The 12695-nt window shown below is 71.1% G+C and carries 15 protein-coding genes; 6 read left to right on the top strand and 9 right to left on the bottom strand.

Features of this window, described 5'->3' with window-relative positions; genetic code table 11:
- Positions 1–162 precede the first annotated feature (162 nt).
- From ACNFOC_RS06610 to ACNFOC_RS06595, 4 genes are read right to left on the bottom strand one after another with little or no spacing between them, the layout of a single operon-like run.
- Positions 163–486, bottom strand: a complete 324-nt coding sequence (locus tag ACNFOC_RS06610) for a DUF202 domain-containing protein (protein ID WP_416957574.1) — start codon at positions 484–486, stop codon at positions 163–165.
- The gene (locus tag ACNFOC_RS06605; protein WP_406128552.1) at positions 483–875 is read right to left on the bottom strand and encodes a YidH family protein; all 393 of its coding nucleotides are present in this window, start codon (positions 873–875) and stop codon (positions 483–485) included. Before ACNFOC_RS06605 ends, ACNFOC_RS06610 begins: the two co-directional genes overlap by 4 nt.
- 10 nt (positions 876–885) lie before the next feature.
- Positions 886–1407 carry an NUDIX domain-containing protein gene (locus ACNFOC_RS06600; protein WP_416957572.1) on the bottom strand — a complete coding sequence of 174 codons (522 nt, stop codon included), beginning with the start codon at positions 1405–1407 and terminating at the stop codon, positions 886–888.
- 25 nt (positions 1408–1432) lie between these two features.
- The gene (locus tag ACNFOC_RS06595; protein WP_416957570.1) at positions 1433–2326 is read right to left on the bottom strand and encodes a DMT family transporter; all 894 of its coding nucleotides are present in this window, start codon (positions 2324–2326) and stop codon (positions 1433–1435) included.
- 411 nt (positions 2327–2737) lie between these two features.
- Between ACNFOC_RS06595 and ACNFOC_RS06590 the strand changes: the two genes are divergently transcribed.
- From ACNFOC_RS06590 to ACNFOC_RS06575, 4 genes are all read left to right on the top strand, one after another.
- Positions 2738–3688 carry a hypothetical protein gene (locus tag ACNFOC_RS06590; RefSeq protein WP_416957567.1) on the top strand — a complete coding sequence of 317 codons (951 nt, stop codon included), beginning with the start codon at positions 2738–2740 and terminating at the stop codon, positions 3686–3688.
- Positions 3689–3803: 115 nt separating this feature from the next.
- Complete coding sequence (locus ACNFOC_RS06585) at positions 3804–5351, top strand: APC family permease (protein WP_416957565.1); 1548 nt, start codon at positions 3804–3806, stop codon at positions 5349–5351.
- A 103-nt stretch (positions 5352–5454) separates the two neighbouring features.
- Positions 5455–6198: a molybdopterin-dependent oxidoreductase gene (locus tag ACNFOC_RS06580; protein WP_416957563.1), complete on the top strand. Its 744-nt coding sequence runs from the start codon at positions 5455–5457 to the stop codon at positions 6196–6198.
- Entirely contained in the window at positions 6182–6817 is a 636-nt protein-coding gene (locus ACNFOC_RS06575) for a cytochrome b/b6 domain-containing protein (RefSeq protein ID WP_416957561.1), read from the top strand. Before ACNFOC_RS06580 ends, ACNFOC_RS06575 begins: the two co-directional genes overlap by 17 nt.
- A gap of 55 nt (positions 6818–6872) precedes the next feature.
- On the opposite strand, the gene ACNFOC_RS06570 is transcribed toward ACNFOC_RS06575, so the two are convergent.
- From ACNFOC_RS06570 to ACNFOC_RS06555, 4 genes are read right to left on the bottom strand one after another with little or no spacing between them, the layout of a single operon-like run.
- The gene (locus ACNFOC_RS06570) at positions 6873–7898 is read right to left on the bottom strand and encodes an L-idonate 5-dehydrogenase (RefSeq protein ID WP_416957578.1); all 1026 of its coding nucleotides are present in this window, start codon (positions 7896–7898) and stop codon (positions 6873–6875) included.
- Between the two features lie 23 nt (positions 7899–7921).
- Positions 7922–8680: an SDR family oxidoreductase gene (locus ACNFOC_RS06565; protein ID WP_416957559.1), complete on the bottom strand. Its 759-nt coding sequence runs from the start codon at positions 8678–8680 to the stop codon at positions 7922–7924.
- 10 nt (positions 8681–8690) lie between these two features.
- On the bottom strand, positions 8691–10088 hold the full coding sequence (locus tag ACNFOC_RS06560; RefSeq protein WP_416957557.1) for a GntT/GntP/DsdX family permease: 1398 nt from the start codon (positions 10086–10088) through the stop codon (positions 8691–8693).
- Positions 10089–10132: 44 nt separating this feature from the next.
- Positions 10133–10651 carry a gluconokinase gene (locus ACNFOC_RS06555; protein WP_416957555.1) on the bottom strand — a complete coding sequence of 173 codons (519 nt, stop codon included), beginning with the start codon at positions 10649–10651 and terminating at the stop codon, positions 10133–10135.
- Positions 10652–10781: 130 nt separating this feature from the next.
- Here ACNFOC_RS06555 and ACNFOC_RS06550 point away from each other — a divergent pair, with 130 nt between their 5' ends.
- Complete coding sequence (locus ACNFOC_RS06550; protein WP_200691789.1) at positions 10782–11483, top strand: FadR/GntR family transcriptional regulator; 702 nt, start codon at positions 10782–10784, stop codon at positions 11481–11483.
- Between the two features lie 4 nt (positions 11484–11487).
- On the opposite strand, the gene ACNFOC_RS06545 is transcribed toward ACNFOC_RS06550, so the two are convergent.
- A complete protein-coding gene (locus ACNFOC_RS06545; protein WP_416957552.1) occupies positions 11488–11985 on the bottom strand; it encodes a YchJ family protein in 498 nt (165 codons plus the stop codon).
- Here ACNFOC_RS06545 and ACNFOC_RS06540 point away from each other — a divergent pair.
- Positions 11928–12437, top strand: coding sequence for a hypothetical protein (locus ACNFOC_RS06540; RefSeq protein ID WP_416957550.1), 510 nt, complete (start codon positions 11928–11930; stop codon positions 12435–12437). The two genes, ACNFOC_RS06545 and ACNFOC_RS06540, sit on opposite strands and share 58 nt — an antisense overlap.
- Positions 12438–12695: the final 258 nt, after the last annotated feature.

The following is a 12695-nucleotide window of genomic DNA, read 5'->3' as shown; positions in this document are numbered from 1 at the left end:
CCCGCCGCTGGTCGGGCCCCTCTGGTGTTGTCACAGTTGGGTGGGTTGGTGCCGGGTACGCGGCGGGCTGCGCCGTACCGCCACGACCCGCTCCCGTTTCGTCGGCGGCTGCGGGCGCGTGGGCCGTTCCGTGGTCCGTTCGTGCGGTTCTGGGCCCACCCGTCAGTACACGAGCACCGCCGCGCACACCGCCACTGCCACCGTGCACAGCACGGCCAGGCCGGCGTGCCGTGGGGTCAGGGCTGGGGGGATCCCGCCGGCCGCCAGGGTGCGGATGCGGTGGTGGGCCACTGCGAGGAAGCTCAGCCAGAGTGCGCAGCACAGGGCGCAGATGACCACGCCCTCGACCTGTACGCCGCCGTGCAGCGCGGCCTTCGCGGCCAGGACGGCGGCTACCGTGCTCGACAGGGTCGTACGCCGCCAGGCAAGTCGGGTCCGTTCGGGTTGCAGGCCCGGGTCGCGGTCCTGGGCGGGGGGCCTGGTCATCCTTCCCATCCGGCGAGTACGACGACGACCATCGCCACGGCCACGATCGCCACGGCGATGCTCAGCAGTGCCGGGAAGCGGGACACCGGCAGGTCCTCGCCCCGGCGCATCGCCCGCTCGCAGCGCACCCAGTGGTTGACCGCGCGCAGGGAGCAGAGGACGCCCGCCGCTAGCAGCGCGAGGGCCAGTCCGACCCGCACGCCCCAGCGCAGATCCGGCAGGAACTGGTCCACCGCGAAGCCCCCGCCGATCAGTGCGAGCGCGGTGCGCAGCCAGGCGAGGAACGTGCGTTCGTTGGCCAGCGAGAAACGGTAGTCGGGTGTGGCGCCTTCCTCGCTGATGTGCTGGGGCTCGAACCACAGCCGGACGTTCCGTGCAAAATCGATCACGGGCAGGACCCTATCCGGCCGTTTCTCTCCGGTGCGCCTTGAGTCTGTCGTAGGCCGCCGCGCCGTCCGGTACCCACTCCCAGTCGTTCAGCCGTCGCTCGATCTCCTCGTCCGTGAGGAAGTCGTGCCACGCGACCTCCTCGACCTGCGGGCTGACCGGCAGCTCGCAGCGCACCTCGTACACCGCCGACCACCAGGTCTGCCCTGCGCCGTCGTCGTACAGGAACTTGAAGAGGAACGTGGGGCGGGGCAGGCCGGATACCCCTAGTTCCTCCTCTGCCTCGCGGAGCGCCGCCTCGTCGTAGGACTCGCCCGCGCCGACCACCCCGCCGACGAACATGTCGTAGAGGGAGGGGAAGACGAGTTTTGTGGGGGTGCGGCGGTGGGCGAAGACCTCGCCGTGTGTGTTGCGGGCCTGGATGAACACCGCGCGGTGGCGCAGGCCCTGTGCGTAGGCCTCGCCGCGGGGGGACTGGGTGATGACCTGGTCGTTCTCGTCGACGATGTCGAGGAGTTCGTCAGCTGGGTTCATGGCCCCATCAAACAGGGGGTGGCGGTCAGTGTGGTTGGAGGGCCGGTGTGGGCTTCGGCTTCACCGTGCCTCGTGGCATCGCGGGGTGCATGCCGAGGAGCAGGATGCCTACGACGATCCCGGCGAGGCCCACCGCCTCCCAGGCCAGTGCGGCCGTGTCGGCGCGCAGCCGGTCGCCCAGGAAGCCCACCCCGCAGATGATCCCGGCGAGTGGCTGGGCCGCGGTGAGGGCGGGGAGGGACATGCGCAGGGGGGCCGTCTCGAACGCGCTCTGGACCAGGACCAGGCCGGTCACGCCGAGCGCCAGTACGCCGTACGGCTGCCAGCCCGTGACGAGTTCGGTGAGGCCGCCCTCGGTGAAGCGCTGGCCGCTGACCCGGGTGAGCGCGTCCTGCACGCCGTAGAGAAGGCCGGCCGCCAGGGCCAGCAGGACCGGGCCCGAGCTGAGGCGGGAGCGTTTGGCGTACGTCGTGAGGAGGAGGGCCAGGCCCACCATGACGCCGATGATCAGCCAGTGGCGGAAGGGGTCGGTGACGGCTGTGCCGCTGCGTGGTTCGCCCGCGACGATGAAGGTCGTGACGCCGCCCGCCAGGAGTGCGAGGCCCGTCCAGCCCTGGCGGCCCAGGGGCTGTCGCGTTTGTTTGCGGGAGAGGGCGAGGGCGAAGAGCAGGTTCGTCGCGAGGAGGGGTTCCACGAGGGAGACCTCGCCGTGGCTCAGTGCGATCGCGCCCAGCACCATGCCCGCGATCATCAGGCCGATGCCGCCGAGCCAGCGCGGTACCCGCATCAGGTCGAGGAGCAGCCTGGGGGAGAGGAAGTCGCTCAGGGGTGCCTGCTGGGCCACGTTCTGCTGGAGCACGAACCCGAAGCCGAGGCAACAGGCCGCACTCACGGAGAGCATCAGAACCAGAAGGGACACGCTGCGTACCTCGATCGTCAGGCCGGGCTACGGGATGCGTTTGGGCGACTGTAGCGCCCCAGGGCCCGGCTTGCCCCTGGGAGTACCCGGAAGCGGGTGGTCGATCCGGTCACGATGCTCTGACGACCGTGGGCACGATCGGAGGCTGCGGCGGGACCGTGCTGCCATGGTCCGTCGCCGCGCGCCCGAGCGCCATGGCGTACGCCACACCGGTGACCCGCGAACGCTTGGGAGGGTACCGCCCCGGGTAGAGGATGGTGCCACAAGTGCCTTTTACGTAACGGAAGTTGACAGGTGTAACAGCTGTACGGCACTTGACGTGAAGTATTGGTGGAGGGTTTGCTGTGCGTGATCGGCCGATGGCAGGTCGATGTCCCGCAGCGTCGCGTGAGGATCGTGAGGAATACCCGGGTGTCCCCACCCCCGCCACCCCTCGGACGCCGTCACAAGCGAGCCTCCCAGGCCTTCGACGCCGCGCTCGACGACGGTGAACTCGTCGCAGCCCGGGCCGCGTTGGCGCAGGGGCGCTGGCAGGCGGTGCGCGGGCTGCTCGCCCAGACGGGCGACGACTGGGACCTCCGTGCCCACCGGGTCACCGTTCTAGCCCTGGAGTCCTACACCGCGGCCTGGGCCCGCGACTGGCTGCTCGCCGAACCCGAGTCCGGTGACGGCTCCGTCCTGCTCGCCGTGGCCCTGGTCCAGCGTGTGCTGGCGGGCAAGGAGAAGCCGGTCCGGGCCCGCGAGGCCTGCCGTGCGGCATCCGCCCGGCTGCCCGACGACCCGACGCCGTGGCTCGGACTGCTCCTCCTGGAGTACAGCCTCGGCACCGACGAGGGCGTGGTCCAGCTCTTCGACGAGGTCCGCCACCGGTACGCCGACCACCACCACGCCCACCATCTGATGGTGGCCCGGCTCGCGGAGCGCCGCGCCGACGCGGGCGTCGACCCGCTGCACGAGGTCTACGACTTCGCCTCCTGGGCCGCCGAACAGGCCCCCGCCGACTCCCCGCTCGCCATCCTGCCGGTCATCGCGCACGCCGAGCGCTACCGCGTGCTGGCCGCCGCCGGCCTGGAACCCGCCGACCCGGCCGCCTCCGGGCACTGGACCGGACGCCGGGCCCGGCAGGTCATGAAGGCCGCCTTCGACTGGTGGCTGGAGTGGGAGCACGAGGGCCATCCGCGCCGCCTGGTCGACCTCAACTTCCTCGCCCACGCCAAGTCCTGCGAAGGACGCGGCGCCGAGGCCGCCGCCCTGTTCCACCGCATCGGGGAGCACCCGACCCCGGCCCCGTGGTCCTACCCGGACCGCGACCCGCTCACCGCCTTCCGTGCCGCACGCGACTGCGCGCTCGGGACGTCGTAACGCCCCCGTACCAACGATTCGGCAGCGATGAGACGCATCCGTAGCAACGCTGCCGTAGCGAAGTAACGCGACCGTAGCAACGCCCCCGTAGCGACCCCGAAAGGACGTTCCCGCCATGACGACGGGCAGTTCCAGAACGAGCAGCGCCACCCCGGACGGCGGCGGAATCAGTACCTTCAGGGGGCAGGAGCGCGCGCTGCGCGCCGACCGCCTCGGCACCGGGGGCCTGCTGCTCTCCGTGCTCGCCGCGACCGCGCCCCTCATGGTGGTCGCGGGTGTCATGCCCACCACATTCGCGGTGATGGGCATCGAGGGGCAGCCGCTGCTCTTCGTCCTCCTCGGCGTGGTCCTGGTCCTCTTCAGCGTCGGCTACGCCGAGATGAGCAGACACGTCCACAACGCGGGCGCCTTCTACGCCTACATCTCCCGCGGCCTCGGCGGCACCGCCGGCGCGGCCGCGGCCCTGGTGGCGCTCGTCGCGTACAACGCCCTCCAGGTCGGCATCTACGGCATCTTCGGCTTCGAGGTCTCCGGACTGTTCTCCACCTACGCCGACCTCCAAGTGGCCTGGTGGATACCGGCGTTGGTGGCCGTGCTCGTCGTCGGCGCGCTCGGCTGGCTGAAGATCGACGTCAACGCGCGCGTGCTCGGCGTCCTGCTGGTCATCGAGGTCGCGCTCGTCGTCATCTTCGACATCGCGGCCGTCGCCGACCCGGCGAAGGAGGGACTGTCCCTGCACGCCTTCAACCCGGACACCCTCAGCGGCGCCGGCGTCGGCACCGCCCTGTGCTTCTGCATCGCCGCGTTCCTCGGCTTCGAACAGGCCCCGGTGTACGCCGAGGAGACCAGCCGCCCGCACATCCTGGTGCCGCGCGTGATGTTCCTCGCCGTCGGCGGCGTCGCCGTCTTCTTCGCGCTCAGCTGCTGGGCGCTCACCGTCGCGGCGGGGCCCTCGCAGATCATCGGCGTCTCCCAGAAGCAGAGCGCCGGCCTGCTCTTCTACCTCACCGAAGCCCGCCTCGGCGGCACCTTCACCGACGTGCTCCACGTCCTGTTCGTCACCGGCATGTTCGCGGCCATGCTCAGCTTCCACAACGTCGTCGCCCGCTACGCCTTCGCCATGGGCCGCGAGGGCCTGCTGCCGTCCGCCTTCGGCCGTACGACGAGCGCGAGCGGCGCCCCCGGCACCGGCTCGCTGCTCCAGACCGCCGTGTCCGCCGTGATCGTGATCGCCTTCGCGATCGCCGACGACAAACCCACCGGCGACCCCACCGAACCCGTCCTGCACCTGTTCACCTGGTTCGGCAACATCGGCGCCCTCGGCGTGATCCTGCTGATGGCCGCCGCCTCCCTCTCGGTGATCGTCTTCTTCGCCCGCCGCGGCTCCGCGGCCGCCCAGGCCTGGCGCCTGGTCACCTCCGCGCTGGCCGGCATCGCGCTCGTCGGCATCGCCGTCTACACGGTCAAGGACTTCGACGTCCTGGTCGGCGCGGGCCCCGACTCGTCCCTGAGCTGGATCCTGCCCGGCATCATCGGCCTCGCCGTGATCGTCGGCCTGGCCCAGGGCCTGCTCCTGCGCTCCCGCAACCCCGAGGCGCACGCCCGCATCGGGCTCGGCAACGAGGCGTTCCAGCTGGAGAAGGCGGCCGGGGAGGCGTCGTAGGAACCCTGTCGTTGCTGAGAAGCACGTAAGAAGTGGTTACGGAAGTCTGACGGGTACCCGCGATCCCTGGCCGCGCCGGGGTCGCGGGTGTTCGAATGACTGCGTGAACCCTGAACAACCCGAGCCCGAAGGTGTGGAGAAGGCGGAGGGCCGGCCGCTCGGCCGCCGGGTCCTCCTGGGCACCCTGGGCCTGGGTGCCCTCGGCGTCGTCGCCGCGCCCGCGCTTCAGAAAGGCATGGAGGGCTTCCTCGGTGCCGTCTCCGGCAAGGACCCCACCGGGCTGACCGGACTGCTTCCGAACGGCGGCGGTTTCCGCTACTACTCGGTCACCGCGTCCGTGCCGAACAAGAACGCCGAGAACTACCGGCTGACCGTCGACGGCCTGGTCGACAAGCCGACGTCCTACACCCTGGCCGACCTGCGCGCGCTGCCGCAGACCCGGCTGGTCAAGGACGTCCAGTGCGTCACGGGCTGGCGGGTCCCCGGGACTCCCTTCGAGGGGGTGCGCCTGTCCCGGCTCCTGGACGCCGCGGGAGTGCGCGCCAAGGCCGGGGCGGTGCGCTTCACCTGCTTCGACGGCGCCTACACGGAGAGCCTCACCCTCGACCAGGCCCGGCGCTCCGACATCCTGGTCGCGCTGCGCATGCAGGACAAGCCCCTGAGCCACGACCACGGCGGCCCGGTCCGCCTCTACGTCGCCCCCATGTACTTCTACAAGTCCGCCAAGTGGCTCTCCGGCATCACGGTCACCGAACACGTGAAGCCCGGCTACTGGGAGGATCGGGGCTACGACGTCGACGCCTGGGTCGGCAAGTCGAACGGACGCGACGATGACCCTACGAGCTGAAGCCCACGCCCCGCGGACGGAACCGTCGGCCCGCGTCCGCCGCTTCGGCCGCACCGAACGCTGGGTGCACCGGACCACGGCCTTGCTGATGGGCATCTGCGTGGCCACGGCGGCCTGCCTCTACATCCCGGCGTTCGCCGAGCTGGTCGGCCGCCGTGAACTGGTCGTCCGCATCCACGAGTTGGCCGGAGTCGCGCTCCCCGTGCCCGTCCTGATCGGCCTCGTCAACCGCGGCTTCCGCGTCAACCTCGGCTTCCTCAACCGCTTCGGCCCGCACGACCGCGTCTGGCTGCGCGGCGCCGTGGCGCGCGACAAACGCCGGTCGGCGCGCCCGGCGGGCAAGTTCAACGCCGGCCAGAAGATCTACGCCAACTGGATCGCCGGCGCCACCCTGGTCATGCTCGGCACGGGCCTGATGATGTGGTTCACCCACCTCACCCCGATCATGTGGCGCACCAGCGCGACCTTCGTCCACGACTGGCTCGCCCTGACGATCGGCATCGTCCTCGGCGGGCACATCGGCATGGCCTTGGGCGACCCGGAGGCCAGGGCGGGGCTGCGCACGGGGTCGGTCAGCAGGGACTGGGCCAAGCGCGAACACCCGCTGTGGAAGCCCTAGTCGAAGCCTTGGATGTAGTGGTTGAAGCCTTGGCCGACGTGCCGGCCGCCGCTGCTCAACCCCCGAAGTCCAGCAGCACCTTGCACGACCGGCTCCGGTCGGCCGCCAGCGCGAACGCCGACTCCGCCTCCCGCACCGGCACCACCGCACTGACCAGAGCGTCGAACGCGGGCTCCACGGCGAGGAGTTGGAGCGCGTCGTTGAACTCCTCGTCGAAGCGGAACGCACCCCGCAGTTCGATCTCCCGGCTGATGACCAGATTCCCCGCGAAGGGACTCTGTCCCGGTGGCAGCATTCCGAGCTGTACGACGACCCCGCCCCGCCGCACGAGCCGCAGACAGGTGTCGAGCCCGGCCGCGACCCCGGACGCCTCGACGGCCACGTCCACCTCGGACGGCCACCCGGGATCGTCCAGGTCATCGGCCCGTACGACGGTGTCGGCGCCGGCCGCGGTGGCGTACCGAAGTGCCGCCGGGAGCAGGTCCGTGACCGTCACGTGTGCCGCGCCGGCCGCCTTCGCCGCCGCGACGACCAGGCAGCCGATCGGGCCCGCGCCGGTGACCAGCACATGGCGCCCCCGCACGTCCCCGGCCCGTCGTACGGCGTGCAGCGCGACGGAGAGCGGTTCGGCGAGGGCGGCCCGGCGCAGCTCCAGGCCCGCCGGGATCGCCCTCAACTGGTCGGCCGGGACGGTGACTTGGGCCGCGAAGCCGCCCTGTACGTGCGGGAAGCGGGCAGCGCTGCCCAGGTACGCGGTGTCCCGGCACACGTTGCGGCGCCCGTCCACGCACTCGGGGCACACCCCGCACGGAGTGGCCGGGTGCACCGCAACCGCCGTACCGGGCACGGGACCTGTGGCCCCGGGGCCGTAGGACACGACCGTGCCGACCACCTCGTGGCCGAGCAGCATCGGTTCCTTGAGGCGGAAGTCGCCGACGCCGCCGTGGCGCCAGTAGTGGAGGTCGGAGCCGCAGACGCCGCCGTAGCGGACGGCGACCAGGGCCTGGCCGGGGCCGGGCTCCGGGACCGTCAACTCCTCGACGCGCAGGTCGTCCTGACCGTGGATCACACAGCCCAGCATGTCCGGCACGATGATGTCCCCTTTCACAGCACGCTCGTCATGCCGCCGTCGACGTACAGGATCTGTCCGCTCACGAAGTCCGCGGCGGGCGACGCCAGGAACAGGACCCCGCCCACCAGGTCCTCCGTACGGCCCCAGCGGCCGGCCGGGGTCCGCTTGCGCACCCAGGCGCTGAACTCCTCGTCCGCGACGAGGGGTTGGGTCAGTTCCGTCTCGATGTAGCCCGGGCCCAGACCGTTGACCTGGACACCGGAGGGGCCCCAGTCCGCGCACATGCCCTTGGTGAGCATCTTCAGGGCGCCCTTGGTGGCCGCGTAGGGCGCGATGCCGGGGCGGACCACCTCGCTCTGCAACGAGCAGATGTTGATGATCTTCCCGTGGCCGCGTTCCGTCATCCGGCGGGCCGTCTCACGGCCGACCAGGAACGCGCTGGTGAGGTTGGTGTCGATGATGCGGTGCCAGTCGGAGTCGGTGAACTCCAGGAGCGGGGCGCGCAGTTGCATGCCCGCGTTGTTCACCAGGATGTCCAGCGGGCCGACCCGGTCCTCAACGTCCGCTATCCCGGCGGCTACTGACGGACCGTCGGTCACATCGAAGGCGGCCGTGTGGACGTCGCCGGACAGCTCGGCGGCGGCCTTGGTGAGCCGTTCGCCGTCCCGGCCGTTCAGGACGACCGTGCAGCCGGCCTCCAACAGGCCCTGGGCGAGGGCGAGTCCGATGCCCCGGCTGGAACCGGTGACCAGGGCCGTACGGCCGCTGATGTCGAAGAGAGGATGACTCATTCCCGTACCCCTAGATGATCAGCGAGAGGAGGAGGACCAGTCCGCCGGCGACGACCGAGATGATCGTCTCCATGACGGACCAGGTCTTGAGGGTCTGGCCGACACTCAGGCCGAAGTACTCCTTCACCAGCCAGAATCCGGCGTCGTTGACATGGCTGAAGAAGAGCGAGCCCGCGCCGATCGCCAGGACGAGGAGGGCGGTGTGGGCGCTCGACATGTCGGCGGCCAGCGGGGCGACCAGACCGGCCGCCGAGATCGTCGCCACCGTCGCCGAACCGGTCGCAAGACGGATCGCCACCGCGATCAGCCAGGCCAGCAGCAGCGCCGGGATCGACCAGTCCTTGGAGATGTCCAGGATCATCTGGCCGACACCGGAGTCGATCAGCGTCTGCTTGAAGCCGCCGCCCGCGCCGACGATGAGCAGGATGCCCGCGATCGGCATCAGCCCCTTCTCGACGGTCGAGGACAGCCGCTCCTTGGTGAAGCCGGCCGGGCGGCCCAGCGTGAACATGCCGACGATGACGGCCGCGAGCAGTGCGATCAGCGGGGAGCCGATGACGTCGAAGACGCGCTGCACGGTGTGCTCGGGGTCGTCGACGATGATGTCGACCAGCGCCTTGGAGAGCATCAGCACGACCGGCAGCAGGATCGTGGAGAGGGTCGCGCCGAAGCCGGGACGGTTCTCCAGGTCCTCGGACGGACGGGCCGGGATCATGCGCTCGGGGGCCTGGACGTCCACCCAGCGGGCGGCGACCTTCGAGAACAGCGGACCCGCGATGATGACGGTCGGGATCGCGACCAGCACGCCGAGCGCGAGGGTCAGACCGAGGTTGGCCTTGACCGCGTCGACGGCGACCAGCGGCCCGGGGTGCGGCGGGATGAGGCCGTGCATGACGGACAGGCCCGCGAGCGCCGGGATGCCGATCCGCATGAGCGAGTAGTTGCCGCGCTTGGCGACCATCAGCACGACCGGGATCAGCAGCACGATGCCGACCTCGAAGAACAGCGGCAGCCCGATCACCGAGGCGATCAGCACCATCGCCCACGGCATCGACCGGGGACCGGCCTTCGCGAGGATCGTGTCGACGATCTGGTCCGCGCCGCCCGAGTCGGCGAGCAGCTTGCCGAGGATCGCGCCCAGCGCGATCAGCACGCCCACACCGGCGACCGTGGAACCGAGCCCGGTGGTGAAGCTGGTGATGGCCTTGTCCAGCGGCGCCCCGGCGAACGCGCCGAGCGCGAGCGAGCCGATGGTCAGCGCCAGGAAGGCGTGCATCTTGAACTTGGTGATGAGCAGGACGATGACGGCGATGCCCGCCAGTACGGCGATGCCCAGCTGAGCGTGGCCGGCCGAGGTGATGGGCTCGACGGGGTCCGCTGCCAGCATCTCGACGCTGAGTCTGGTCACGGTGGTTTCCTTGCGGATATGGGGAGTTGGGGTGACAGAGGGGGTTAGGAGGTCGGCTCGGGAACCTGCGCGAGCGCGGTCGTGGCCCGCTCGGCGATCTGCTCCGGACTGCCGCTGACATCCACGGCGACTCCGGCCTCGTCGGCCTCCAGCGGCTGGAGCGTGGCGAACTGCGAGTCGAGCAGCGCGGTCGGCATGAAGTGCCCGTGCCGGTGCGCCATCCGGTCCTCGATGAGGGCGCGGTCACCGGTGAGGTGGACGAAGACGACCCCGGGAGCGGCGGCCCGCAGCCGGTCGCGGTACGACCGCTTCAGCGCCGAGCTGCTCACCACCCCGCCGAGTCCCGCACGCCCGTGCGCCCAGGAACCGATGGCGTCCAGCCAGGGCCACCGGTCCTCGTCCGTCAGCGGGTGCCCGGCCGACATCTTGGCGATGTTGGCCTGCGGGTGGAAGTCGTCGCCCTCGGCGTACGGAACGCCGAGCCGGGCCGCGAGCAGGGGACCGATGGTGGTCTTCCCGGTGCCCGCTACGCCCATGACCACGACGACATGGGGGGTACGCATCGCTGCCTCACTGTCTCCCTCGACACCTGATGTCGAACCCACTGAAACCGATTAGGTACGACGAATTCAAGAGTCTGTGACATATAAGTCTGACTTTTTGGTTCCGTGATGTGCCCCGTACGCTGAGTGCATGACCACTCCGGGCCGCGGGTTGCACGGCCGCGTACTCGACTCCCTCGGCCCCGCCATCACCGCGGGCGAGTACCCGCCGGGCAGTGTCCTGCGCACGGACGAGCTCGCCAAGGACTTCGAGGTCTCCCGCTCCGTGATGCGCGAGGCGGTCCGCGTCCTCGAATCCATGCACCTGGTCGAGTCCCGCCGCCGGGTGGGCGTCACGGTGCGGCCCAAGGCCGAGTGGAACGTCTACGACCCGCAGGTCATCCGCTGGCGCCTGGCCGGCGCAGACCGCCCGCAGCAACTGCGCTCACTCACGGTGCTGCGCTCCGCGGTCGAGCCGATCGCGGCGGGCCTCGCCGCCAAGTTCGCCACGGCGGAGCAGTGCGCGGAACTCACCGAGTGCGCGATCGGCATGGTCGCCAACTCGCGCGGTCACAAACTGGAGGCCTACCTCGTCCACGACGTGGCCTTCCACCGGGTGATCCTCGCCGCCTCCGGCAACGAGATGTTCGCCCGCCTGGGCGACGTGGTCACCGAGGTCCTGGCGGGCCGCACCCACCACGAGGTCATGTTCGAGGACCCCGACCCGGCCGCCGTCACCCTGCACGTCCAGGTCGCGGAGGCGGTCCGCGAGGGCGACGCCCTCCGAGCGGAGACCCTGACCCGCGAGATCACGGTGGGCGCGCTTCAGGAGCTCGACATCCTGGCGCCGTAGGGCCTCAGTCCTCGATGAACTCCCCGTCCAGGTACACCCACGCCCCGTCGACCCGCTCGAACCGGCTCCGCTCATGGATCGCGCCGCCCCGGTACGAGGCCCGGAACGTCACGGTCCCCGCGGAGTGGAACGCCGACCCGCCTCCCGTGCCGAGGATCTCCAGCCCGGTCCACCGCATCCCCGGATCGAGATCGAGGGGTTCGGCGGGCCGCGTCCGCGGATGCCAGGTGCGCAGCAGGTACGGCGCGTCCAGCCGCACGAAGGCGGTGTAGCGCGAGCGCATCAATGCCTCTGCGGTGGGGGCGGCGGCGGTGCCTGAGTGGTAGCGGCCGCACCGCCGCCCGCCGGACCCCGCGCGGAGCGCGTTTCGCCGGGGCCGCCCGGCCGGTCGAGCGGGCGCAGCCGAAGCGGGAGCCGTTGGACGCGGAGGCGCGGCAGGGCACCGTGGAGGCCGTGCAGCGGCTCGTGGGGCTGCGGCGCGAGGGCCGTAGCGGCGAGGCACACGCGCTGCTCGTCGAGGCCGCGTACTGGCCCGCCGCGCGCTTCCCGCTGCTCGCGGCCGAGCTACAGCGCGCCGGGCTCGGCGCGGACTGGGCGACGCTGCTGTGGGAGGCCGCCTCGCTGCCCGCCGACCGGCTGGTCGGCGCGGCGGACGCGCTGGTCGCGGCGGGCCGTACGGCGGACGGCGAGCAGATCCTGCGGCAGGGCGTGGCCCGCCCCGCCGGTGAGATAGGCGAGGCCGTGCTCGCGCTGGCCGCGGAGGGGCGCCGCCGTGAGATCAGCGCCCTCCTCGACGCGTACGTCCGGGTCCGCACCCCCGAGGAGGCGGCCCGCAGTGTCGCCGCCGACCCGCAGCAGTTGGTGCCGCTCCTGCTGGAGGCCGCGCAGGGCGCCTCGGACGAATGCCACTGGGATCTGGTGCATGCCTTGCGGGTGGCGGGCTTCAGCGCGTGAGCGCTCCGCTGGGTTAGCGGTTGGGTGCGCGGTTTTTCGGGTGCGCGTCGGTGGGGGCTGGGCGCGCAGTTCCCCGCGCCCCTTACGGGGCGCTCCCTTACGGGGCCCCGGGCCCGGCTACCCGGCGCAGTGGCTCACCCACCGGAGGGTGAAACAGGATCGACTCCGCGGGTTAACGGCGATGGTCTTGGCAAGGCTCCTCCGGAGGCTTACGTTCATCCCTCTACGGCCTTGTCTACGGGCGTAGAGGCTCTGGCG

Source organism: Streptomyces colwelliae, from assembly GCF_048158785.1.
Taxonomy (GTDB): domain Bacteria; phylum Actinomycetota; class Actinomycetes; order Streptomycetales; family Streptomycetaceae; genus Streptomyces.
Note: the sequence above shows the minus strand (reverse complement) of the source record. Positions and strands in the feature narration are given on the sequence as shown.